This window comes from Streptomyces sp. WMMC1477, from assembly GCF_027460245.1.
GTDB lineage: Bacteria > Actinomycetota > Actinomycetes > Streptomycetales > Streptomycetaceae > Streptomyces.
The window spans coordinates 4,388,201-4,412,415 of record NZ_JAPZBD010000003.1; the positions used below are offsets into that span (position 1 = coordinate 4,388,201).

Annotated in this window: 19 protein-coding genes; 10 read left to right on the top strand and 9 right to left on the bottom strand. The window is 72.1% G+C overall.

Going from position 1 to position 24,215, the window contains the following annotated elements; genetic code table 11:
* Positions 1–95: 95 nt before the first annotated feature.
* The 4 genes from O7609_RS19690 to O7609_RS19705 are packed head-to-tail and all read left to right on the top strand — an operon-like array spanning position 96 to position 8,450.
* A complete protein-coding gene (locus O7609_RS19690) occupies positions 96–1,673 on the top strand; it encodes a TIGR02677 family protein (RefSeq protein ID WP_269735673.1) in 1,578 nt (525 codons plus the stop codon).
* Entirely contained in the window at positions 1,670–2,932 is a 1,263-nt protein-coding gene (locus tag O7609_RS19695) for a TIGR02678 family protein (protein ID WP_269735672.1), read from the top strand. Before O7609_RS19690 ends, O7609_RS19695 begins: the two co-directional genes overlap by 4 nt.
* A gap of 38 nt (positions 2,933–2,970) precedes the next feature.
* A complete protein-coding gene (locus tag O7609_RS19700; RefSeq protein ID WP_269735671.1) occupies positions 2,971–7,113 on the top strand; it encodes a TIGR02680 family protein in 4,143 nt (1,380 codons plus the stop codon).
* A gap of 2 nt (positions 7,114–7,115) precedes the next feature.
* Positions 7,116–8,450, top strand: coding sequence for a TIGR02679 family protein (locus tag O7609_RS19705; protein ID WP_269743980.1), 1,335 nt, complete (start codon positions 7,116–7,118; stop codon positions 8,448–8,450).
* A gap of 39 nt (positions 8,451–8,489) precedes the next feature.
* Here O7609_RS19705 and O7609_RS19710 read toward each other — a convergent pair whose 3' ends face one another.
* Together O7609_RS19710 and O7609_RS19715 are read right to left on the bottom strand one after the other, a co-directional pair.
* Positions 8,490–8,921: a GNAT family N-acetyltransferase gene (locus O7609_RS19710; protein ID WP_443072175.1), complete on the bottom strand. Its 432-nt coding sequence runs from the start codon at positions 8,919–8,921 to the stop codon at positions 8,490–8,492.
* A gap of 112 nt (positions 8,922–9,033) precedes the next feature.
* The gene (locus tag O7609_RS19715) at positions 9,034–9,249 is read right to left on the bottom strand and encodes a hypothetical protein (protein ID WP_269735670.1); all 216 of its coding nucleotides are present in this window, start codon (positions 9,247–9,249) and stop codon (positions 9,034–9,036) included.
* A gap of 117 nt (positions 9,250–9,366) precedes the next feature.
* On the opposite strand from O7609_RS19715, the gene O7609_RS19720 reads away from it, so the two are divergent.
* From O7609_RS19720 to O7609_RS19735, 4 genes are all read left to right on the top strand, one after another.
* Positions 9,367–10,077, top strand: a complete 711-nt coding sequence (locus O7609_RS19720) for an HAD family hydrolase (protein ID WP_269735669.1) — start codon at positions 9,367–9,369, stop codon at positions 10,075–10,077.
* A gap of 254 nt (positions 10,078–10,331) precedes the next feature.
* A complete protein-coding gene (locus O7609_RS19725; protein ID WP_269743981.1) occupies positions 10,332–10,460 on the top strand; it encodes a hypothetical protein in 129 nt (42 codons plus the stop codon).
* 107 nt (positions 10,461–10,567) lie between these two features.
* Entirely contained in the window at positions 10,568–11,611 is a 1,044-nt protein-coding gene (locus O7609_RS19730) for a 3-isopropylmalate dehydrogenase (RefSeq protein WP_269735668.1), read from the top strand.
* Positions 11,612–11,830: 219 nt separating this feature from the next.
* Positions 11,831–12,934, top strand: a complete 1,104-nt coding sequence (locus O7609_RS19735; RefSeq protein ID WP_269743982.1) for a branched-chain amino acid aminotransferase — start codon at positions 11,831–11,833, stop codon at positions 12,932–12,934.
* 53 nt (positions 12,935–12,987) lie between these two features.
* Here the strand turns inward: O7609_RS19735 and O7609_RS19740 are convergent, their stop codons facing one another.
* The 3 genes from O7609_RS19740 to O7609_RS19750 all read right to left on the bottom strand — a co-directional run bounded on the left by O7609_RS19740 (position 12,988) and on the right by O7609_RS19750 (position 15,849).
* Entirely contained in the window at positions 12,988–13,458 is a 471-nt protein-coding gene (locus O7609_RS19740) for a hypothetical protein (protein ID WP_269743983.1), read from the bottom strand.
* Between the two features lie 64 nt (positions 13,459–13,522).
* Positions 13,523–15,334, bottom strand: coding sequence for an alpha/beta hydrolase (locus tag O7609_RS19745; RefSeq protein ID WP_269743984.1), 1,812 nt, complete (start codon positions 15,332–15,334; stop codon positions 13,523–13,525).
* The gene (locus O7609_RS19750) at positions 15,328–15,849 is read right to left on the bottom strand and encodes a hypothetical protein (protein WP_269735664.1); all 522 of its coding nucleotides are present in this window, start codon (positions 15,847–15,849) and stop codon (positions 15,328–15,330) included. The genes O7609_RS19745 and O7609_RS19750 overlap by 7 nt, the downstream gene beginning before the upstream one ends.
* A gap of 470 nt (positions 15,850–16,319) precedes the next feature.
* Between O7609_RS19750 and cimA the strand changes: the two genes are divergently transcribed.
* Positions 16,320–17,948 (top strand): citramalate synthase, encoded by a 1,629-nt coding sequence (gene cimA / locus O7609_RS19755; protein WP_269735663.1) that lies wholly within the window; start codon positions 16,320–16,322, stop codon positions 17,946–17,948.
* 1 nt (position 17,949) lies between these two features.
* On the opposite strand, the gene O7609_RS19760 is transcribed toward cimA, so the two are convergent.
* The 4 genes from O7609_RS19760 to ureA all read right to left on the bottom strand — a co-directional run bounded on the left by O7609_RS19760 (position 17,950) and on the right by ureA (position 22,341).
* Entirely contained in the window at positions 17,950–18,546 is a 597-nt protein-coding gene (locus tag O7609_RS19760) for a TetR/AcrR family transcriptional regulator (protein WP_269737189.1), read from the bottom strand.
* Positions 18,547–18,713: 167 nt separating this feature from the next.
* On the bottom strand, positions 18,714–19,778 hold the full coding sequence (locus O7609_RS19765) for an agmatine deiminase family protein (RefSeq protein ID WP_269735662.1): 1,065 nt from the start codon (positions 19,776–19,778) through the stop codon (positions 18,714–18,716).
* A 113-nt stretch (positions 19,779–19,891) separates the two neighbouring features.
* Positions 19,892–21,580, bottom strand: a complete 1,689-nt coding sequence (locus O7609_RS19770) for an urease subunit alpha (RefSeq protein ID WP_269735661.1) — start codon at positions 21,578–21,580, stop codon at positions 19,892–19,894.
* Entirely contained in the window at positions 21,577–22,341 is a 765-nt protein-coding gene (gene ureA / locus O7609_RS19775) for an urease subunit gamma (protein WP_269743985.1), read from the bottom strand. Before ureA ends, O7609_RS19770 begins: the two co-directional genes overlap by 4 nt.
* 246 nt (positions 22,342–22,587) lie before the next feature.
* Here ureA and O7609_RS19780 point away from each other — a divergent pair, with 246 nt between their 5' ends.
* Positions 22,588–24,012, top strand: a complete 1,425-nt coding sequence (locus O7609_RS19780) for a cytosine permease (RefSeq protein ID WP_269735659.1) — start codon at positions 22,588–22,590, stop codon at positions 24,010–24,012.
* Positions 24,013–24,215 lie beyond the last annotated feature (203 nt).

The following is a 24,215-nucleotide window of genomic DNA, read 5'->3' on the forward strand; positions in this document are numbered from 1 at the left end:
CGTCCGGCGGCCGTGCTGAGCAGGTTTCCGAGGCGCGGGGAGGATACGCCACTTCCCTGCGCCGGGATCGCCCGATGCGGGATGATGGCGCCGGTATGACTGATCCCGCAGAGCGGCCCACGCGGGCCGAGTACAGCCCGTTCGCCCACCTGACGGCGCCGAACGCCCCCTTGTACCGGCAGGTCACGGGCGCCTTCCTGGCCGCGAAGGACAGGTTCGCCGTCCATCTGCGCCCCGAGGACGTCCACGCCGCGCTGCCCGCTGACCAGCGTCCGGAGGCGGAGGCGCTCGTCCAGGCCCTCGACCGGCTCGTGGAGTGGGGCAACCTGCGGTCCGACCCGGACACCGCCCGGGTGACGGCGGTCGAGGACTTCTACCGCAAGCGGTTCATCTATCAGCTCACGCGGGAGGGCGAGGCGGCAGAGGCGGCGCTCGGCACCTTTGACGAGGCGCTGGGGCGACGGGGCGAGCTACAGGCCGTCGCCCTGCACGACATCGTCACCCAGCTTCGGGCGCTGCTGGTGATCGCCTCCGAGGGCGATCCAGATCCGAGTAAGGCCCACCTCGCACTGGACGCGCTCACCGGACGGTTCAGCGCACTCGCCGAGAACGCCCGCGTCTTCATGGGGTCGCTCCAGCGCACCATCGACCTGCACGATGTCGAGGTCGACGCGTTTCTCGCCTACAAGGACCGGTTGATCCAGTACCTGGAGCGGTTCATCCAGGATCTGATCACCCTGGGCGGCCGGATCGCCGCGCTCATCGGCGAGCTGGAGTCCCAGGGCCGGGTGCAGCCGCTGCTGCGGCTGGCCGCCGCCCGTGAGGCGACCGACGCGGTACCGGAGGAAGCGGAGCTCGCGGAGGCGGCGGCCCACGAGCGCTGGTCGGCGCGCTGGTCAGGGCTGACGCGGTGGTTCGTCTCGGGGGAGGGACGCGAGTCCCAGGCCCGGCTGCTGCGCGGCCGTGCCCTGGGCGGAATCCGGCAGCTCCTGGCGGTCGTCCGGCAGCTCAACGAGCGGCGCTCCGGTCGCTCGGACCGCTCGGCCGACTTCCGCACCCTCGCCCGCTGGTTCGCCGAGGCCCCGGATGACGCGGCGCGGCACCGGCTGTGGCGGGTCGCGTTCGGCCTGTACTCCTCGCGGCATCTGACCGTGGACGCCGACACCCTCGCCCAGCGCACTGCCGAGCCCGTACCGGCGGCGACGCCCTGGGCGGCGGCCGAGCCGCTGCGGATCAGCCCGCAACTGCGCCGCACCGGAAGCTACGAACGGCGCGGCAAACCGCGCCGGGTCGCCGATCGCGGCGCGGCCCGGGCCCGGTTGGCGGAGATCGCCGCCCGTGAGGCCGAGCAGACCGCGCAGGCGCGCAGACGTCTGGTCACACAGGGCGAGCTGCGGCTGTCACAGCTGAGCGAGTTCGACCCCCGTGCCTTCGAGCTGTTCCTGCGGCTGCTCGGCGACGCCCTGGCCACCTGGCGGCCGGGCATGACGACGACGTACGCCACCAGCGGCGACGGCTCGCTGGACATCCGGCTCACCGCCCTGGACGACGGCTCGACAGCCGAGATCCACACCCCGGCGGGGATGTTCCGGGGCCCGGACCACCTCGTGGAGATCACCGACCTCTCCTCGGACCGGCCGGCACTGCGGGCGGAAGGGAGGCCGAGGGGATGAGCACCCACCTCGCCGACGTGCTCGAAGGCCAGCGCGCCGCCGACGTCCGACGGGCCGCACGGGCTCTGCTCAAGGAGCCGCTGCTGACCTCCGAGGGCCCGTCCGCAGACGCCTTCCGCCTGGTGCGCCAGCACCAGGCCGAGCTGCGGGAGTGGTTCGAGCGCAACACCGGCTGGAGCCTGCGCGTGGACGCGGAGGCCGCGCGGCTGCGCAAGACGCCCGGCACCCTGTCCGACGCCACGCACCCCGCCCGGGAGGCCCGCCGCACCCCGCTGCCCTTCACCCGCCGACGCTACGTGCTCCTCTGCCTGGCCCTGGCCGCGCTGGAGCGGGGCGAGGCACAGGTCGCCCTCGGCCGGCTGGCCGAACAGGTCGTGCTGGCCGCGGCCGACCCACGGCTGAGCGAGTCCGGCATCACGTTCACCCTGGAACGCCGCGAGGAGCGGAGCGATCTGGCCGCGGTCGTCCGGGTGCTGCTGAGCCTGGGCGTGCTGCGCCGGGTCGCCGGGGACGAGGACGCCTACGTCAGCGGCTCAGGTGACGCGCTCTACGATGTGCGCCGCCGCGTCCTGGCCGGGATGACGGCGACGAGCCGTGGCGCCTCCCTGGTCACCGCCGAGGAGTTCGACGACCGACTGGCCGAGCTGACGGCCCAGAGCGCGCTGGAAAGCGACGAACTCCGCTTCCGCGCCATCCGCTGGAAGCTCACCCGCTGCCTGCTGGACGACCCGGTCCTCTACTACGAGACGCTGAGCGACGAGGAGCTGGCCTACCTCACCCGGCAGCGCGGTTTCATGACCGTGCGGATCACCGAACTCACCGGGCTCGTCCCGGAGGTGCGGGCTGAGGGCATCGCCATGGTGGACCCGCTGGACGACCTGACCGACGTGCGGATGCCGGAGCAGGGCACCCATGGCCATGTCACGCTGCTGCTCGCCGGGCACCTGGCGGCAGCCGACAGCGCGGTGCGGCCCGCTGAACTGGAGGGCCGGGTACGGGAGCTGGCCGTGGAGCACGGCGGCTTCTGGTCCAAGACCGCCCGGGAGCCGGGAGCGGAGCCCGAACTGGTTGAGCAGGCACTGAGCAAGCTCGTGGCTCTCGGCCTCGTGCGGCGAACGCCGGAAGGCGTCGTCCCGCTGCCCGCGCTCGCCCGGTACGCCGTCGGCGAACCCGAGGTGCGAGAGCCCGGGGCCACACGTGCCCGGCGCCCGTCGGGGAGCCCACGGACATCACGCCGCTCGGCCGACAGAAGCCCATGACGCCCCTCCAGCCCCTCCGCGAAAGGCGGCCCGCCGCGTTGACCGCTCTGCCCATCCCCGCCGCCGGCCGGTGGCGCCCGCTGCGCATCGGCCTCGTCGACATGTTCCACTACGACGCCGAGGAGTTCTGGTTCCACGACGGACGGCTCCTGCTGCGGGGCAACAACGGCACCGGCAAGTCCAAGGTGCTGGCGCTCACCCTGCCCTTCCTCCTGGACGGCGACCTCTCGGCCCGCCGTGTCGAACCCGACGGCGATCCCGGCAAGCGGATGGAGTGGAACCTGCTGCTCGGCGGTGAGCATCCGCACCCCGAACGGCTGGGCTACGCCTGGATCGAGTTCGGCCGCGTGGAGGAGACGACGGGCCAGGAGCGGTTCCGCACCCTGCTGTGCGGCCTGAAGGCGGTCAGCGGGCGCGGCATCGCCCGTCACTGGTTCGCCGTCACCGAACAGCGGATCGGGGCCGGGCTGCACCTGCTCGATGCTACGGGCACCGCCCTGTCCCGGGACCGCCTGGCGGAGGCCATCGCAGAACACGGCATGGTCTACGACACGGCGACGTCCTACCGCAGGGCCGTCGACGAGTCCCTCTTCGGCCTGGGTGAACGCCGCTACGCGGCCCTGGTCGACCTGCTCATCCAACTGCGCCAGCCGCAGCTCTCCAAGCGCCCCAACGAGGCCGCCCTGTCCCGGGCGCTGACCGAGGCGCTGCCGCCGATGGACCAGGCGGTGATCGCCGACGTCGCCGAGGCGTTCCGGTCCCTCGACGAGGAGAAGGACGAGCTGCGCGCCGCGCAGGATGCGTCGGCGGCCTCATCCACCTTCCTGGAGCATTACCGCCGCTACGCCCGGATGGCGTCCCGGCGCAGGGCTCGCCTCCCGCGCACCGAACACGCCCGCTACGAGAGCGTGCAGCGTGATCTGAGCAGGGCGCAGGCAGAGCGGGAACAGGCTGTCGCCGAGCGGGCGGAGGCCGAGGAACGTCTCGTCCAGCTGGAGGAGCGGGCCACCCGGTTCGCCGCCCAGGACGCTGCGCTGCGCGCAGGCCCCGAGATGCGCGACGCCCGGGCGCTGGAGCGGGCCACAGAGGACGCCGCCCGTACCGCCGCCGAGCTGAGCCGGGCCCGGCAGGACCGGGAGCAGGCCTCCCAGACGCACACCCGGGCGCAGGGCCGCACCCGGACCGCCGAGAACCGCCTCGCCCTCGCCCAGGAAGCGTTGGACGGGCTGCGCAAGCGCCTGGACGAGAGTGGGAACATCGCCGGGCTGGACGGAGCCGTGCGCACCGACGGCGCGTCCGAGGCCGAGCTGCGGCGGGCGGCCGAAGAGACGCGGGCCCGCCGTCTGCGCGCTGTGGAACACGTTGAGGGGCTGGCGGCGCGGGCCGGGCGCGCGGAACGGGAGCGGCGTGCCGCTCTCCTGCGCGCCGAGGAGGCCGAAGCGGACGTCACGCACAGCGCGGAACACCTCGCCGGGACGGAGGCCCGGGCGGCGGAGGACGGGCGCGCCCTGGTGGAGCGCGTGCGCGACCACCTGACCGCGAGCACCGAGTTGCGCGTGCCCGGCCTGCCGGGGGTGCTGGACGCCACGCAGGAGTGGACCGGCCGGCTGGACGGGGCGAACCCCGCGCGGCAGGCCGCCACCGGAGCGCACCGTGAGGCCACCGCGCGGCTGGCCGAGGAGTCGGCCCGCTGGGAGCACCGCTCGGCGGAGACGGAGGAACACCGCGGCCGGCTGGCCGAGGAACTGGCCGGACTCGAAGCGGGCGGGCAGCGCGCTCCTCGCCCACCGGGCACCCGGGCACCCGGAGCCCGCGACCACAAGGCCGGCTCCCCCTTCTGGCGGCTGGTCGACTTCCGGCCGTACGTCACGGCAGCCGAACGCGCCGGACTGGAAGCGGCCTTGCAGGCGTCCGGGCTGCTCGACGCCTGGGTGTGCCCCGACGGCACCGCAGTTGGCGCCGACGAGCACGACGTGCTGCTGACGGCCGATGGGAAGGCTGCAGGAGCCTGTCTCGCCGAGGTGCTGCGGCCCGCGATCGACCAGGGTGACCCCCGCGCCGCCGCGGTGGGTGAGGCGACCGTCGACCGCCTGCTCGCGTCGGTCGGACTCGTCCGCGCCGGCACGCCCGCACGACCCTCGCCGGAGACCGGCACGTGGATCGCGGAGGACGGCGGGTTCCGCGTCGGCGCGCTGAACGGGAGCTGGACCAAGGCGCAGGCGGAGTACGTCGGAGAGGGCGCCCGGGAGGAGGCGCGCCGTGCCCGGATCACCAGGCTGCGCCAGGAGCACGGGGCGCTGACGGCTGAGCGGGATCGGATCGGCGCCGCGCTGCGGGAGCTCGTCGCACGGCAGGGCACGCTCGACGCCGAGCTGGCGGCGCTGCCCGACGACGACGCCGTGCGCCGCGGTCACGCCGGAACCGCCGCCGCCCTGGAGGCCCTCACCCGGGCCCGCGAGCGCCACGAGGAACGGTCGGCGGAACTGGCGCGGGCGACGCGGCTGGCCGTCGCGGCGGCGGAGGAGCTCACCACCACCGCCACGGACATGCGGCTGCCCTCCGACCCCGCCGGGCTGGCCGGCGCCCGCGAGGCGCTCACCGAGCACGCGCTCCTCCTGGCCGGGCTGTGGCCCGCGCTGCGCGAGGCCAACGACGCCGGGCGCGCGCTGGGCGAGGAGCGGGAGGACGCGACTCGCGCCGCGCGGCAGGTCGCGGAGCTCGCCGAACGCGCCGACGAGGCAGCCCGTTCGGCCGCCGCCGCGGACGAACGCCGCACCACCCTCGCCGCCACCGTCGGCTCGGCCGTGGCCGAGCTCCAGCGGCGTCTGGAGGAGACGGCCGCCGCGGCGCGGGAGTGCGAGGGGCAGCGACGACGCACTCGCGCCGCCCACGGCGAGGCCGACCGTCTGGCCAGCCGCGTCGAGGGACGCATCGAGCGCCTGGAGCAGGAGATCACCACGGTGACTGCGGCCCGGGAGGAAGCCATCACCGCCCTCCAGCGGTTCGCCCGGACGGGACTGCTCGCCGTCGCTCTTGCGGAACTCGCGGTGCCCGACGCGGACGGGGAGCCTTGGGCCGCCACCCCGGCCATCGCCCTGGCCCGGACGATCGAGGCCGAACTGGCCGCCACAGACGAGTCCGACAGCGCCTGGGAGCGCGTGCAGAAGCGACTGAGCGAGGAGTTCACCAAGCTTCAGGACGCTCTCTCCCGGCACGGCCACACGGCCTCCGCCTATCCCGGCGACGACGGCATGCGGGTCGAGATCGTCTACCAGGGCCGTAGCCGCTCCGTGCCCGAACTCGCCCGCGCGCTCGGCGAGGAGGTGACGGAGCTGGAGCGCATCCTGTCCGCCCACGAGCGGGAGATCCTGGAGACCCACCTGATCACCGAGGTGGCGGGTACGCTGCACGAACTGATCGGCGCGGCCGAGCGGCAGGTGCGGGCCATGAACGCCGAGCTGGAGCAGCGCCCCACGTCCACGGGGATGCGGCTGCGGCTGGCCTGGCGCCCTTCGCGCAAGGCGCCCCCGGGGCTGGCCCAGGCCCGGGAACGGCTTCGGCAGAGCGTCGACGCGTGGTCGGCGCAGGACCGTGCGGCGGTCGGGGAGTTCCTCCAGGAGCAGATCGCGCGGCAACAGGCCGCCGACAGTTCGGGGAGCTGGCTGGAGGATCTCACGGCGGCTCTCGACTACCGGGCCTGGCACGAGTTCGGCGTCGAGCGCCACCAGAACGGCACGTGGGTTGCGGCGACAGGACCCGCCTCCGGGGGTGAGCGGGTGCTCGCCGTCTCCGTACCGCTGTTCGCGGCGGCGTCCTCCCACTACGCCAGCGCCGCGGTGCCCCACGCGCCCCGACTGGTCACTCTCGACGAGGCTTTCGCTGGCGTGGACGACGACTCCCGGGCGAAGTGTCTGGGGCTGCTGCACGCCTTCGACCTGGACGTGGTGATGACCAGCGAACGCGAGTGGGCCTGCTATCCCCAGGTGCCCGGCATCGCCATCGCCCAGCTCTCCCGCGTCGACGGCATCCCGGCCGTTCTGGTGACCCGCTGGCAGTGGGACGGCGCACAGCGGCTGCGCGGCCCGGAGCCCGACCTCCGGGTGCCCACAGCGGCGGTGCCGCCGCAGAGCCGGACGAGCGAGTCGGGCACGACGCTCCGACCGACGACCCCCCGGGAGTGACGGTGGAGCTGAATCACGCGCCGGACCCGGGGGCACGGAGCCCGAGGGAGGGCATACTGTCGCCGTTTGAGGCCGACACCGACGGCAGTGAGAACGTGGACGCCGAGCGGCTGGAGCGCCTGCTCGGTGTTCCGGCCATGTCCTGGCTGGTGGCCCGGGTCCGGGACCGGCTGGTACGCGGCCGGCCGCTGACCGGCGCCGTCTCGCTCAAGGCGCCGGACGACGCCCAGCGGGCGGCGGTCGAACGGCTGCTGGGCCGCGCGCCGAGCTCTGGCGGCTCGCTGACCGTGCGCCTTGACACGGTCGACGCGACGCTGCGCCGTTCCGGCGTCAGCCCGCACGGGCTGGCGGTGGCCGTGGCGTTCCTCGATGGCCCGGTGACTCCTCGAAGCGAGCTGCGCGACCGGGAGACCCGGGCATGGGATGAGGCCTGCGCCCCGTTGAGCACGCTCGGCCCCGAGCTCGCCGGCTGGGCCGAGCGCATCCGCGGCGAGGGTCTCCTCCGACGGCTTGCCCGCACCCCGGAGACGGCCCGGCCCCTGCTGGCCGACGCGGTGACGGTGCTGCGCGCACTGCCGGTCGAGCCCGCCACGTCGCTCGCCGCCTTCGCCGCCCGCACGCTGGGGCGCTCCCACGCACTGGACGCCGGAACACCCCTGGCCACGCTGACCCTGTCCGGCGCTCGCGCGCTCACCGGCTTCCCCGACGGCTCGGGTGCCGAGTGGCGCCGCGAGGCGTGGGCATCGGCCGGGCTGCTGAAGGACGACCTCTCCTCGACGGTTCTCGTCCTGAACCTCCGCGGCACCCTGGCACTGGACGCGCTGGCCGACGCGGGAGAGCCCGCCGTCCTCACCCTGCGTCAGGTCGCCCGCCAGTACCCGGCGCGGGGCGGAAGCCCCGCCGGAGCGGTCTACGTCTGCGAGAACCCGACCGTGCTGTCGTCCGCGGCTGACGCCTACGGCCCGCACTGCCCGCCGGTGGTCTGCCTGGCCGGACATCCCTCGACCGCCGCCGTTCTGCTGCTGCGCCGCCTGGTAGCCGGTGGGGCGACTCTGCGCTACCACGGAGACTTCGACTGGGGCGGGCTGCGCATCGCCGGCGCGCTGCGCCGGCGGGTGCCCTGGGAACCGTGGCGCTACACGGCGTCCGACTACCGTGCCGTTGTAGGTGCCGGTGTCGGCTTGGTGCGCGGCTGGTCGCGCCTCAGCGGCCCGGCGGCCGAGTCGCCCTGGGACGAGGGCCTGGCCGTGGCCCTGGCCGAGCACGGGGTCCGGGTCGAGGAGGAGGCGGTGCTCCCCGATCTCCTGTCCGACCTCCGGTCACCGACCAAGCGCTGAGGAGCACACTCGGGCCACGCCGGCGGTCGACCGGGGGCGTCAGCGGTCGGTGCGCACGGGGAGGGCGGTGACGATCTCGTCGTCCTCCACCTCTCCGGTCGGGGTGAAGCCGAGCGACTCGTACAGCCGGGCCGAGGCGTGGTTGGCCGGATGGTAGGAGAGGCGCAGTTCGCGGCAGTCGGGCTGCTCGGACAGCCACCGCATGAGCGTCCGGAGCGCCGCCCGTCCGATGCCCTGCCCCTGGTGGTCCGCGTCGATCAGCAGGCCGCCCAGCCAGTGCGCACCGTCCGCCGGGTCGAAGCCCCACATCACGTGCCCGACGACGTGGCCGTCCGCGCGGACGGCCACCGAGTTCCACGCCTCCTCGCGCATCGACAGCAGCAGGTAGCGGGCACCCAGCGCCGCGACGAAGGCGCGCTGCTCGTCGCGCGGGGCGACGTCGGCGACCGCCCGCCAGTTGTCCTCGGTCACCGTTTCGAGTGAGACCGTCCGTCCCCGCCGGTCGCTGAGTCCATAGTCGATGGCATCCACAAGCAGGCATCCGACCACGTTTCCCGGCCGGACGCACCCCGGTAAGGCGCCCCTACGCGGTACGCAGGACGGGGCCGGTGATCTCCTCGGTGATCGTGAAGCCCTTCGCCGGCCCCTCCGGGATCGTCACGTCCTTCCCGTAGGGCACGCGGGTCTCGGCGGCGTAGACGGCCTCGTCCGGCGCCGGGTCGGTGAGAACGGTGACTCGGCGGCAGCGGGGACGGAGCTGGTCATCGGCGCCTCCGGGGCGACAGTGGTCATGGGACACCTCCTCCTCAGGTCTGGGCGTGTGGGTACACGTCGCACAAGCGACGCGGTCACGCCAAGCAGCCGGGTATACGAGGAACCGATACTGCGGTCGGACCGTCACTCCTAAGGTGGGCACATGGCGATTCGGGCGATTCTGTGGGACGTCGACGACACCCTCTTCGACTACACCGGGGCCGATCGGGCCGGTGCGCTGCGGCACCTCGCCGAGGAGGGGCTCCTGGGCGCCTACCCCACGCCCGAGGCCGCGCTGGAGCGGTGGCGGGAGGTGATGGAGGAGCAGTTCGCGCTGTTCCTCGCCGGGGAGCTGGAGTTCCACGAGCACCGCCGGGGGCGGGCGAGGGGCTTCCTCGGGAACGCCGGGCTGTCCGACGCGGAGGCCGACGCCTGGTTCAACCGCTACGTCGTGCACTACGAGGCCGCCTGGTGCCTGTTCCCGGACGTCCTGCCCGCCCTGGACGCGCTCAGGGACGGCTACCGGCACGGAGTGCTGTCGAACTCCTCCACCCGCAACCAGGATCGCAAGCTGCGCAGGCTCGGCATCCGGGACCGGTTCGAGGTGCTGGTCTGCGCCGACGACATCGGCTGCGCCAAGCCGGACCCCGGGGCGTTCCGGGCGGCCTGCGCCGCCCTCGGGCTGCCGCCACACGAAGTGGTCTACGTGGGAGACCAGTTGACGACGGACGCGCTGGGTGCCCTGGACGCGGGGCTCGCCGGGGTGTGGCTCGACCGGCTCGGCCGGGAGGCCCCGGACGGGATCTTGTGCATCAGGGGGCTGGACGAGCTCCGGCAGGCACTCCTGTCCCACCCGCCCCAGAATGCTCAGTAACCCCTGCTGACCTGCCGTGATACCGCAGGGGAGTGGTGTTCGTCTCAGATAGTAGGAAGGCCAACTATTTGGCGAGACATCACAGCCGATCGCTCGTACCTTAGGAGGAGCCGAACGTCTCGCTCTATCAGCGAACGGCGGATGAGGCACCGTGCCCGACGCAGGTCACCCCTGCCGCGCGGAGGCCCCCGCCCCCTCTCCGGCGTTTCCGTATTTCTCTTCTCGGGGTCCGCCTGCCTGAAGGAGCCTTGATCATGGACGCCAACACCCGCCGCCGCACCCGCCGTGTTGCCCGCACCACCGACCCCGCCCGCAAGAACGCCGCCGCCGCGCTCCAGCGTGCGCTGGACCGTCGTGACAACGGCGGAGCCACCGGCCACTGAGTCCCGCAGGGCGGCTCCGGGTGGCGGTAGGGCCCCTACCGCCACCACGTCGTCCGTATGGTGGACGAAGTCTGGTCGAGGCATGGGACGGGAGTAGGGTCCGGCGCATGGCGCGAAGCATCAATCTCGCAGTGATTCCCGGTGACGGCATCGGCCCGGAGGTCGTGGCCCAGGGTCTGAAGGTCCTCACCGCCGTCCTCCCGCAGGACGTCAAGCTGGAGAGCAGGGAGTACGACCTCGGCGCGGCCCGCTGGCACGCGACGGGGGAGACGCTCCCGGACGACGAGCTGGAACAGCTGGGGCAGCACGACGCGATCCTGCTCGGCGCCGTCGGCGACCCGAGCGTGCCGTCCGGTGTGCTGGAGCGGGGGCTGCTGCTCAAGCTGCGCTTCGCGTTCGACCACTTCGTGAACCTGCGCCCCTCGAAGCTGTTCCCCGGCACTGCCACGCCGCTGGTCGGCAGCCCCGACATCGACTTCGTCGTCGTCCGCGAGGGCACCGAGGGCCCCTACACGGGCAACGGCGGCAGTCTGCGCGCGGGCACGCCCGCCGAGGTCGCCACCGAGGCGAGCGTCAACACCGCCTACGGCGTCGAGCGCGTCGTGCGGGACGCCTACGCGCGCGCCCAGGCGCGTCCGCGCCAGAAGCTGACCCTCGTGCACAAGAACAACGTCCTCGTGCACGCCGGCTCCCTGTGGACGCGCGTCTTCGAGCGCGTCGGCCAGGAGTACCCGGACGTCACCACCGACTACCTGCACGTCGACGCGGCGACGATCTTCCTGGTCAACGACCCCGCGCGGTTCGACGTCATCGTCACCGACAACCTCTTCGGCGACATCATCACCGACCTCGCCGCCGCCGTCACCGGCGGTATCGGCCTGGCCGCCTCGGGCAACGTCAACCCGACGGGCGCCTTCCCCTCGATGTTCGAGCCGGTGCACGGTTCCGCCCCGGACATCGCCGGCAGCGGCAAGGCCGACCCCACCGCCACGGTCCTCTCCGCGGCTCTGCTGCTGCGCCACCTCGGCTACGAGGCCGAGGCCGCCCGCGTCGAGGACGCCGTCACCGCGGACCTCGCCGAGCGCGAGGGTGCCGCGGCGCGCTCCACCGACGAGATCGGCGACGTGCTCGCCGCACGCGTAGCCGGCTGAGTCCGGCTTCCGCTGCCCAGCGTGCCGGACTCCGCGTCCGGTCGCTGTGCCTCGCGGCGGCCGGGTGCGACCATCTCACCCAGGGCCGCCGCACACCCGTCTCCTTGACGCGGCACCCCACGCGCGATAATCGGACGTGGGGCCGCCGCGTCAGGAGAAGCTAGGACGTCCACGTATGTGCGCGCGGTCCGCCACACCACCACAGTGAAGGACGCGCTCATGACGACGCCCCGAATCGCATTCGGCCTCAAGCCCTCCGCCCACCCGCTGTCGGCCGCGGAGCGTGACAAGGTGCTGGCAGCCCCGGGCTTCGGTCGACACTTCACCGACCACATGGTCACCATCCGGTGGACCGAGGGCCGCGGCTGGCACGACGCCCGGCTGGAGCCGTACGCGCCGTTCCAGATCGACCCGGCGAACATGACGCTGCACTACGCGCAGACGATCTTCGAAGGGCTCAAGGCCTACCGCCAGGCCGACGGCACGGTCGCCACCTTCCGTCCCGAGGCCAACGCGCGGCGCTTCCAGCGTTCCGCCCGCCGCCTGGCCATGCCGGAACTGCCGGTCGAGACGTTCATCGAGGCCTGCGACCTGCTGGTCCAGCAGGACGTCGACTGGGTGCCGGGCGTCGGCGAGGAGTCCCTCTACCTGCGGCCGTTCATGTTCGCCAGCGAGGTCGGTCTCGGCGTCCGGCCCGCGGGCGAGTACCTCTTCGTCGTCATCGCCTCCCCGGCCGGCCCGTACTTCCCGCAGGGCGTCAAGCCCGTCTCCGTCTGGCTCTCGGAGGAGTACGTGCGCGCGGCCCCCGGTGGCATGGGCGAGGCCAAGACGGGCGGCAACTACGCCGCCTCCCTGGTCGCCCAGGCCGAGGCCGCGGCCCAGGGCTGCGACCAGGTCGTGTGGCTCGACGCCATCGAGCGCCGCTACATCGAGGAGATGGGCGGCATGAACCTGTACTTCGTGCTCGGCAGCGGTGACGACGCCAAGGTCGTCACCCCCGAGCTCACCGGCACCCTGCTGCCCGGCATCACCCGCGACTCCCTGCTGACCATCGCCGCCGACATGGGCCACGCCACCGAGGAGCGCCGCATCTCCACCGAGGAGTGGCACGAGGGCAACGCGAGCGGCACGATCACCGAGGTGTTCGCCTGCGGCACGGCGGCCGTCATCACGCCGGTCGGGTCCGTGAAGTCGGCCCGCGGGAACTGGACCGTCGGCGACGGCGAGCCCGGGCCGATCACGATGAAGCTGCGTGAGTCGCTCCTGGCCCTCCAGTCGGGCCGCCGCCCCGACCCCCACGCCTGGATGCACCGCCTGGCCTGACGGCTACTTCGTTGGGGGGCTCGCGCCGCGAGCTCCCCAACGTGCCGCTCGCATCAGTAGTGCTCGACTGTCTGGCCGGCTGGCACCTGGTAACACGCAGATGCCACGCTGACGAGAATCATCGGTGTGGCATCTTCCTTGCGCTTATCCCAGAGCTGGATATTGATGCCGAATTGGCGCGCAGGGTGGTCTGCGACCAACGTCAGGGTGCGGGCACGGCTTTTGTTCGGGCCGTAACTCACAATCTCCCACCCTTTTTCGGGGAGTACGTCACGTAGGGACTCCATGGACGTGGCGAGACCGCCCTCGTCGTTGCTGGAAATGCTCCACGTGTGCCGCATCATGAAGTGTTGATCCGAATCCGTATCATCCCCCGGGCAGGCACCTACGCCCGGGCCTGGCTCCGAGACCTCACCTATCAACGCGATGATGTTCAGGATTTCACTGGACACGTCTTGTGTATCGGACCGTACCTCTGATACGGCGCGGATTTCGGCCGGTTCGCTTGCAGATTCCTTTTCCATGAAGCCACATCCCGTGAGAACTATCGCGAGCAAGGGTACCCACAGGGGGGTGCGGAGGTTCTGGCTATTCTTCAAGGGTGACCCTGTCATAATTTCCGGTCACAACGGCTGCCTGGTTCAGTAGGCTCTCAGAGTCCTCTTTCCAGTAATCGCTGTGCCCGTGGGTGTCGGTGGACATTTGGTTGGAGCCGAAGATCTCGTCACTTGGGACGATGCGGACGCCACCCTCGTATTCCCACTGCTCACCGCCATGACTCCACCGGCCGATGTCAGGGACGGCGTCACCCTCCGCCTCCTGGTTCCATACGTGACCCTTCGGTACGTCCATTTCGGAAGCCTTGCCCACTTCGACGCCGGGGCTCCCCGCCAAGACGATGTCGTCTGCCTGTAGATCGTGTAGACGTGCTGTCGCTCCGATGAGCGTAGTGCCGTAGGAGTGCCCGACCGTCGTGTAATGTCCACCTGAGTTCGTTGTGTTTGACTCGTGTACGCCGTTCATGAATTTCGCGAACCCCTCGGACCCGTCGTGAGCGTAATGCGAGAATGGGGCGTCCTTCACTACGGAGTCTGGCGCATCGTAGTCCATCCACACGATGGTGGAGACGTTTTCTCCGGAAGCCATTGGTGCTGAGGCACCCCAAAGGCTGTTGACGCGCTTGATGTCGCCTTCCACTTTGCTCAGTTCGGACCCTGTTCCTGGAACGTAAACGGCGGTGTGATCGGCTGTATCCGGGTTGCCGTTGGCGATGACGACACGGCCGTCTGCTTCAGGGATGAACTTGAGAAGATACGCTTCAGGGAGCCCCTGGACTCCGGTGGAGTCGAAGCGGTCCTCAATTGCTTCCATGCCCTTCAGGGCTTTGGTCAGCCTTTCGTGCTCATCGCCGTACTTGTCCTTCCACTCCTGGACCTTGGCCGCTCGCTCCCGCCAGTCCGTCTGCTCGGACTGTCCAGGCTGGGCATAGAGCGCGGGCGTTGGCGGGATGGCCGTGAGTCGGGTCTCGTAATCGCCCTTGGTCTGGGCGAGGACGGCGCGGTTAGCCTCGTCGCGGACGTCGGAAGGGATGCCGTCGAGGGCGCCGATGGAGGCGGGGTAGAGGGCCGTGTAGTCGGCCTGCTCCTCCGGGGTGAGGCCGTTCCACCAGGCGGCGTTCTCCTTGGGGGGCCTGCCCTCGGGGATGTACTTCTCGTCGAGGTAGACCCCGGCGACCTCCTGGACGGCTTCCCGGTCGCCGTGGACGTCCGCCCAGTCCTTGGAGCTGACGGTGAGGTCGTTCTGGGCCTTCAGCTCGCGGAGCTTGGGGGCCCAGGTCTGGTCGGCCTCGGTCGCCTCCTTGAGGGCCTGGGCGATGCGGTCGGCACAGTCCTTGGCCACGGCGTGCTTGGGGTTGGGGTCGAGGTGGGCGGCCTGGTCGGCGAGTCCGTTCGCCGCCGCGTCCTCGTAGGACACCGCGGTGCCGCCCTCGGGAGTCTTGCCGTCGGCCTTCTCACCCGCGGCCGGGTAGCTGACGGAGCCGTCGCCGTTCACCGTGAGGCCCGAGGCCGCGGCGTCGTCGAGGGCAGCGTCGAGCTTCTTTCTCGCCGCCCTGAGGTCCGCCGCGAAGCCGTTGAGGGTGGCGCGGACCAGCCCGCACTCGACCTGGGTGTAGTGGAGGTTCTCGCCGAGGCGTTCCAGGCGTCGGCGGGCCGCGGAGGCGGCTTCGCCGACGAGGCCGTCCGACCCGCCTTCGGCGGGTGCGGGCATGGTCTTGGCGATGATCTCGTTGGACAGGCGGTCCTTTGCGGTGCTGGCCGCGGTGCTCACCGCGTGGTAGCCGTCCGCCGCTTCCTCGAACTCGTCCGGGTTCACGGCGCGGAGCGTTGCGAGCGTCACCATGGCAGCGCATCGCTCCAGGAGGGCAGGTCCGCGAGCGGGGGAGGGGCGCTGCCCGGGCCGGACTCGACCGGCCGTGTCTGCTGCTGCCGGAAGGCCGCGGCGGTGGCCTCCTCGTTCTTGTAGTGGTCATTGCCCGCCTTGGTGAGCTTGTCGCCGAGTTCGTCGGCCTCGCGCCGGATCAGGTCCAGGTAGCGGTCCCATGAGTGGTGGACGGTCGACTGGGCGGAGCCGGTGAGGAAGCCCGTCGCGGCCTTGTCGCCGGTGCTCATGCCGTTCTGGCTCTCGTCGAGCCGGGTGATGGCCGTGCCGAGGTTGCCGCGCAGGGCGCCGACGCCTTCTGACGCGGTGTTCCACAGCTTCGTGCCGGACTTGAGGCTGGGCGGCCCGCCGGCCGGGCCGGAGGTGTCGTTCCCGGGGCCGTCTGCTGATGCCAGCGACAGGTGTACCTCGGCCCCCGCGTCCCGAGGCTCGCTCCCCTGGATCAGGGTCCAGATGGCTGAACTGTGCTCTCGCACGGTGAGTGGTCCCCTCCCCGCGCGGCCGGGACAGCCGCGCGCCGGTCTGTGTTCGTCGCGGTCGGAGACATTCTGCATACGGAGGGTGAGAGCACGCCTGAGTACGGATACTCAGATCAGGGGAGGGAGAGCCCGGAGTGGACACGGAGTCCCGGATGCTGAGACGGCGGCCACCGCCGGACGTCGGTGTGGTTGACTTCCGTCGTGCTCTCGTTCGCCATGATGATTGGTGACAGCGCGCCGGTCCGCAGTGACCGCTGAACCGCAGGTAACCCGATGGCGGCAGTGGACACCGTGTCCCAGACCCGCGCGCCGACCTCTCGCACCCGCGAGGGGTTTTTTCGTTATCCGGCACCTTCCGGTCCACCCGCACCGGAGGAATCCGGGGCGCGGGGGATGATGGGGACAAGTGGAGCTGTGTCAGACAGAACTACCGGTCCCACTCGTTTCGCGTAGGAGTCGAACCCACCATGACCACGGCAGCCCCCGACGATTCGTTCCACGTCTTCGACACGACGTTGCGGGACGGTGCCCAGCGTGAGGGCATCAACCTCTCCGTATCCGACAAGCTGACCATCGCCCGGCACCTGGACGAGTTCGGCGTGGGGTTCATCGAGGGCGGGTGGCCGGGGGCGAACCCGCGGGACACCGAGTTCTTCGAGCGGGCCCGCACCGAGCTCGATCTCCGCAACGCGCGGCTCGTCGCGTTCGGGGCGACCCGCAGGGCGGGGGTGGCGGCGGCCGACGATCCGCAGGTGCGGGCGCTGGCCGACTCCGGCGCACCGGTGGTGACGATCGTCGCCAAGTCCCACGACCGCCACGTGGAGCTGGCGCTGCGCACCACGCTGGAGGAGAACCTGGAGATGGTCGCGGACACCGTGGCCTACCTGCGGGAGCGCGGCTGCCGGGTGTTCGTGGACTGCGAGCACTTCTTCGACGGCTACCAGGCGAACCCGCAGTACGCGAAGCGGGTCGTGCGGGCCGCGCACGAGGCCGGGGCGGACGTCGTCGTGCTGTGTGACACGAACGGCGGCATGCTGCCCGCGCAGGTGCAGGCCGTGGTGCGGACCGTCGCGGCGGACACGGGCGCGCGGCTGGGCATCCACGCGCAGGACGACACCGGGTGCGCGGTGGCCAACACGCTGGCGGCGGTGGACGGCGGGGCGACACACGTCCAGTGCACGGCCAACGGGTACGGGGAGCGGGTGGGCAACGCCAACCTCTTCCCGGTCGTCGCCGCGCTGCAGCTCAAGTACGGCAGGACGGTCGTCCCGCCCGAGGCGCTGCCGGAGATGACCCGCATCTCGCACGCCATCGCCGAGGTGGTGAACCTGACGCCGTCGACACACGAGCCGTACGTGGGGGTGTCGGCGTTCGCGCACAAGGCCGGGCTGCACGCGTCCGCGATCAAGGTCGATCCGGACCTGTACCAGCACATCGACCCGGACGCCGTGGGCAACTCCATGCGCATGCTCGTCTCGGACATGGCCGGGCGGGCCTCCGTCGAGCTCAAGGGCAAGGAGCTGGGCTACGACCTGGCCGGTGACCGGGACCTGGTGGGCCGGGTGGTGGCGCGGGTCAAGGAGCAGGAGCTGCGGGGCTACACCTACGAGGCCGCGGACGCGAGCTTCGAGCTGCTGCTGCGCGACGAGGTGCACCGTGCGGCGCGGGACGACGCGGAGGGGCGCGGCGCGCCGCGGTTCTTCCGGGTGGAGTCGTGGCGGGCCATCGTCGAGGACCGCCCGGACGGCACCCACGCCAACGAGGCGACGGTGCGGCTGTGGGCCAAGGGGGAGCGGGCCGTGGCGACGGGCGAGGGCAACGGGCCCGTCAACGCGCTGGACCGGGCGCTGCGGGTGGCGCTGGAGAGCGTCTACCCGGAACTGGCCCGGCTGGAACTGGTGGACTACAAGGTGCGCATCCTGGCGGGCACGCACGGCACGGAGTCGACGACGCGGGTGCTGATCTCCACGACGGACGGAACCGGTGAGTGGTCCACGGTGGGGGTGGCGGACAACGTCATCGCCGCGTCCTGGCAGGCCCTGGACGACGCCTACACCTACGGGCTGCTGCGGGCCGGCGTCGAGCCGGCGGAGTAGCTCAGCCGCCGGCGGAGGGTGCCCCGGACGGTGCCCCGGACGGAGGCCCGGACGCGGGCTCGGCCATGAGCGAGTCGTCGAAGTAGTCGCGGATGTGGCCGAGCACCGTCCGCCGGTCCATGCCGGGCAGGCCGACGACGAGGTGGACGGCGAGGCCGTCGAAGAGGGCGCGGGAGCGGGTGGCGAAGCGGTCCGCGTCCACGGTCCGGAACTCGCCGCGGGCCATGCCCTCGACGAGCAGGGCGACGAGGTCGCGGTGCCAGGCCAGCTCCAGTTCGAGCTGGCGGGTGCGCACCTCGTCGTCGGCGTTCTGGGAGCGGTTCCACACCTCCAGCCACAGCGCCCAGGCCGGGTCGCGAGGCCCGTCGGGGAGGTAGAGGTCGACGAGGTGGTCGAGGCGCTGCCGTGCGGGGACCTGGCGGGCGAGGGCGGCGCGGCGTTCGACGCCGAGCCGCTCCTCGCTCCACTGCAGGGTCTGGAGCAGCAGCTCGTCCTTGGTCTTGAAGTAGTACAGGAGGTGGCCGCTGCTCATGCCGACCTGGCGGCCGAGCCCGGCCATGGTGAGCCGTTCGAGCCCGAGCTCGGCGATGGTGTCCATGGCCGCCGCCAGCAGTCGTTCGCGTGGCTGGGCGGGCCTGCGGGAACGGCTCTCGCGTGTCGTCGTCCCTTTGCCGGCGTCCGCCCGACCTGCCACGTTCCCACTCCCTGTGCGCCTGTGCGCCTGTGTGCCGCGGGCCCCGGCCGTCCGGGGCCGCGGGCGGTGCTCTACCGGCTCGTCGTGACCCCTGGTCCCTGGGCCGCGACGCGCGGCTGCTGCTGCGTGATGCAGTGGATGCCGCCGCCCGCTGCGAAAATCGTACGTGCGTCGACGAGGGTGACCGTACGGTCGGGGAAGAGGCGGCGGAAGATGTCCGCGTTGTGCTCGTCCATCGGGTCGTCGAAGCCGCACAGGACGACGCCGTCGTTGCACAGGTAGTGGTTCACGTAGGAGTAGTCGGCCAGCTCGCCGTCCACCTCGGTGACCGTCGGCGCGGGGAGCTCGACGACCTCCAGCGGGCGGCCCCCGGCGTCGGTGGAGGCGCGCAGCAGCTTGACGGTCTCCTGGCAGAGGGCGTGGTCGGGGTGGGCCGGGTCGGGCTGCACGTGGGCGACGACGACGCCGGGGGCGACGAACGCGGCCGCCAGGTCCACGTGGCCGCGGGTGCCGAACTGGCCGTAGTCGGCCGTGAGTCCGCGCGGCAGCCAGATGGCCTTGGTGGTGCCCAGGTGGTCGTGGACCTCCCGCTCGACCTGCTCGGCGGTCCAGCCGGGGTTGCGGCCGGGGTCGAGCTGGACGGTCTCGGTGAGCAGGACGGTGCCCTCGCCGTCGACGTGGATGCCGCCGCCCTCGTTGACGAGGAGGGAGGCGTAGGTCCGGGCGTCGGCGAGCGAGGCGACGTGGGCCCCGGCCTTCGCGTCGTGTTCCCAGCGGGCCCAGGGCTGGGCGCCCCAGCCGTTGAAGATCCAGTCCACGGCGGCGAGTCGGCGGCCGTCGGTGACGAACGTGGGGCCGATGTCGCGCATCCACGCGTCGTCGACCTGCTGTTCGACGACGGTGATCTCCGGGCCGAGCTGAAGGGCGGCCGCGGCGGCCTGGTCGGGGGAGGCGACGACGGTCACGGGCTCGAAGCGGCTGATGGCCCGGGCCACGTCGGCCCAGGCGGTGCGTGCCTCGGCCAGCGACTCCTCGGTGTCGAAGGTCGGGTTCGGGCCGGGCCAGGCCATCCAGGTGCGGTCGTGGGGCGCCCATTCGGGCGGCATGTGGAAACCGTGCGCGGCAGGGGTCGGCATGGTGGGTGTCCTTCGCGGGAAGCGGCGGCCCGGACTGCGGGCCGCGGAATCGGCTCGGTTGGCGGGAGGCGAGGGGGAGTCGGGGAGACTCGGCGGAGGGGTGTTGAGCGTGCTCAGAGGAAGTAGAGGCGGTTGAGCGACACGCTCTCGGCCGGCTCGGAGCTCAGCGGTTCCCCGTCGAGGGTGACGAGACCGGTCCGCTCGTTGACGTTCACGTGCCCGATGCGGGCGTTGTGGACGAGGTCGGCCGGGCCGATGCCGCGGGTGCCGCGGACGGCGACGCGGCGGCGGCGCGTGGGCAGGGTGTCGCGCCCCTCGGCGAGGGCGGCCTGGGCGACGAAGGCGACGGAGATCTCCGCGGGTGTGGCCCCGTGGGATCCGAACTGCGGGCCGAGCACGAGCGGTTCGCAGGTGTCGGTGGCGGCGTTCGGGTCGCCGGTGACGCCGTAGGCGGGGAAGCCGGACTTGAGGACGAGCTGCGGCTTGGCGCCGAAGTAGGCGGGGTGCCAGAGCACGATGTCGGCCATCTTGCCCACCTCGATGGAGCCGATCTCGTGGGAGAGGCCGTGGGCGATGGCGGGGTTGAGGGTGAGCTTGGCGATGTAGCGCAGCACGCGGGCGTTGTCGTCGCCCTCGCCGTCGCCCTCCATGGGGCCCAGTTCGTGCTTGAGCTTGGCGGCCATCTGGAAGGTGCGGCGGATGGTCTCGCCGGCGCGGCCCATGCCGAGGGCGTCGGAGGAGGTGATGCCGATGGCGCCGAGGTCGTGGAGGACGTCCTCCGCGCCCATGGTCCCGGCCCGGATGCGGTCGCGGGCCATGGCGGCGTCGCCCGGGAGGTCCGTCTTCAGGTCGTGGACGGAGACGATCATGCCGTAGTGCTCGCCGACGGCATCCCGTCCGAAGGGGAGGGTCGGGTTGGTGGAGGAGCCGATGACGTGGGGGACCCCGGCCATCTTGAGCACGTTGGGGACGTGTCCGCCGCCGCAGCCCTCGATGTGGAAGGCGTGGATCGTGCGGCCGTCGAGCACCGCGAGGGTGTCCTCGACGGCGAGGCACTCGTTGAGTCCGTCGCTGTGCAGGGCGACCTGCACGTCGTGTTCCTCGGCGACGCGCAGCGCGGTGTCCAGGGCGCGCCGGTGGGCGCCCATGTCCTCGTGCACCTTGAACCCGCAGGCCCCGCCCTCGGCGAGGGCCTCGACGAGCGGGGCGGGGTGGGAGGAGGAGCCGCGGCCGAGGAATCCGATGTTGACCGGCCAGGCGTCGAAGGCGCTGAACGCGTGGCCCAGCGCCCAGGGGGAGTTGACGCCGACGCCCCACACCGGGCCGAACTCCTGGCCGATGATCGTGGTGACGCCGGAGGCGAGGGAGGCCTCCATGACGCGGGGGGCGAGCAGGTGGACGTGGGTGTCCACGGCGCCCGCGGTGGCGATCATGCCCTCGCCGGAGACGATGGTCGTCCCGGTGCCGACGACGACGTCGACGCCGTCGAGCGTGTCCGGGTTGCCGGCGCGGCCGATCGCGTGGATGCGGCCCTCGCGAATGCCGACGGACACCTTCCGGATGCCCTGCACGGCGTCGATGACCAGCACGTTGCTGATGACGACGTCGCAGGTCTCGCGGACGGCGGCGGCCTTCAGATGCAGGCCGTCGCGCGCGGTCTTGCCGAACCCGGCCAGGAACTCGTCGCCCGGCTTCTGGGAGTCGGACTCGACGCGGACGACGAGGCCCGAGTCGCCGAGGCGGACCCGGTCGCCCGCCCGGGGGCCGTGGACCGAGGCGTACTCGTGCGGGTCGATCGTCATCCTTCGCTCCCGTCGGTGGTCGTGCCCGGTGTCGTCCGCGGACCGGAGGGCGTGGTGTGGGGGCCGTCCTGGGACCCCTCCTGTGGCGCGGGCGCGCCCAGGTAGCCGCAGGCGGCGGCGCGGCGCAGGGCCTCTTCGCGGGCGCCGGGGGCGTCCAGCGGGCCGTCGACCAGCCCGGCGAAGCCGATCGCGACGCGTTCGCCGCCGATCGGCACGAGCGGGGCGCGCACGCTCTCTCCGGGGCCGAAGCGCCGGGAGGAGCCGGCCGGGACGGCGAGGCGCATGCCGTAGGCGGCGGCGCGGTCGAAGTCGAGCCGGGGGTTGGCCTCGAAGAAGTGGAAGTGAGAGGTGACGCTGACGGGGACGGACGCGGTGTTCCGCACCGTCAGCGTCACCTCCGGCTCGGGCTCCGCGGATGCGGGCCCTGGCAGTACCGCGCCCGGTCCGTCCACCGTCGCGGCACCGATCGGCTCGGGTACCACTGCGAGCCGTGAGCCGTCCTCGAACACCGCCTCGACGTTGACCTCGGTGATCACCTCGGCCACGCCGGGCAGCACGTCGTCGGGGCCGAGCACCGTCTGGGCGGCGGAGATCGCTTCCGCGAGGCGGGCGCCGTCGCGGGCGGCCTCGCAGACGGTGTCGGCGATGAGCGCCGTCGCCTCGGGGACGTTCAGCCGCAGGCCGCGGGAGCGGCGTGCCCTGGCCAGCTCGGCGGCGCTGAACAACAGCAGCCGGTCGCGTTCCGTCGGGGTGAGCCGCACCCGGCACCTCCTGCTCGTCGTGGCGTGTCGGTCCCGATCCGCGGGCCCGCTCGACGGGTCCCGGGCCGGGGCGGGGCCTACGACGGGCCCCGGTGTTTGAGCGTCACTCTAAACGTTATCGCGAGTTTCGTGGAAAGTCTTGACCTGGGTGCTGTGGCGCCTCACATTGAAACGCATGTCTGGTTAGAGCAGTGCTCTAAGTAAATGAACTGAGTAGTAACCGCCACGTCCCCAGGAGATCCGCGCATGGAGATCGAGCAGTACGGCGTCGACACCATTCCCGAGAAGGACCGCACCAGTCGCCCGCGCGACCTGGTCAGCTTCCTCATCGGCTCGAACCTGGCACTCGGCGTGGTCATCTTCGGCTGGCTGCCGGTCTCCTTCGGCCTCGGCTTCTGGCCCTCCGTCTCCGCTCTCGTGCTGGGGACGGTCGTCGGCACGCTGCTGATCGCACCGCTCGCCCTCGTCTCCCTGCGCACGGCCACCAACCTGTCCACGTCCAGCGGCGCCCAGTTCGGCGTGCGCGGCCGGCTCGTCGGGTCGACGATCGGGCTGCTGCTCTCCCTCGGGTACTCGGCGCTGACCCTGTGGGTCGGCGGTGAAGCGATGGTCGCCTGCCTGCACCGGATGTTCGGGCTGCCGGAGAGCTCGACCGGCTACGCGGTCGTCTACGCGCTGCTCGCCGCCTGTACGGCCTGCGGCGCGCTGTACGGCTACAAGCTGCTGCTGCGGGTGAGCAAGATCCTGGCCATCGGCATGACCGCCCTGCTGGTGCTCGGGCTGTTCGCCTACGCCCCCGACTTCACGACCGCGCCGGTCGCCGACACCCCCTACCTGCTGGACGGCTTCTGGCCCACCTGGGTGCTCGCCGTCGTCGCCGCCGGACTGAGCGGCCCGGTCGCCTTCATCCTGCTGCTGGGCGACTACACCCGCTACATCTCCCCGAAGCGCCACTCCTCCCGCGGCGTGTGGCTGGCCACCTGCCTCGGCCTGGTCGCCGGCCTGCTGATCCCGCAGCTCTTCGGCACCTTCACCGCCCTGGCCGTGGGAGCGGGCGCCGACTACGCGGGCCCGCTGGTCGCCGGCGCCCCCGTCTGGTTCCTGGCTCCGCTGCTGCTGGCCGCCTCGGCCGGTTCGGTCGGCAACGCCGGGCTGATGCTCTACTCCATGGGCCTGGACCTGGACGCCATCGTCCCGCGCACCACCCGGCGGCGCGCCACCTACGCCGTGGCTGTGGGCTCGACCGCGCTCGTGTACCTCGGCCACTTCGCCTGGGCCGCGCAGGACGCCATGACCTCGTTCGTCCTGCTGCTGACGGCGGTGGGCACGCCCTGGGCCGTCATCGTGCTGATCGGGTACGTGCGCTGCCGGGGCGCGTACGACAGCGAAGCGCTGCAGGTCCTCAACCGGCGGGCGCACGGTGGCGCCTACTGGTATCGGAGCGGCTGGAACCCGCTGGCCACCGGTGCCTGGGCGGCCGGTTCCGTGGTGGGGCTGTTCGCCGTGGACACCCCGCTCTACACCGGCCCGCTGGTGGACACCCTCGGCGGACTGGACTTCAGCTTCCTGCTGTCGGCCGCCGTCGCCGCCGTCCTGTTCTGGCCGTTCTCCCGGCCCGCCGCGCCGGTGCCCGCCCCCGCCCCCGACCCGGAGCCGGCCGTCGCAGCCTGACCCTGCGCCCCGCCTCGCGTCGCGTCCTGACCTGCGATGGTGCCGTCCGGACAACGCCCGGCGAACCGCGGGTAACCAGCGAGTGGCGCCGCACTGTGGAACCCCTACAGCGCGGCGCCACTCGCTTCTGTGGCATCACCGCTGGAGCTCCCCCGTGACAGGGGGGTTCTGTCCAGCGCGGCCATGAAATTCCGGCGGAGACT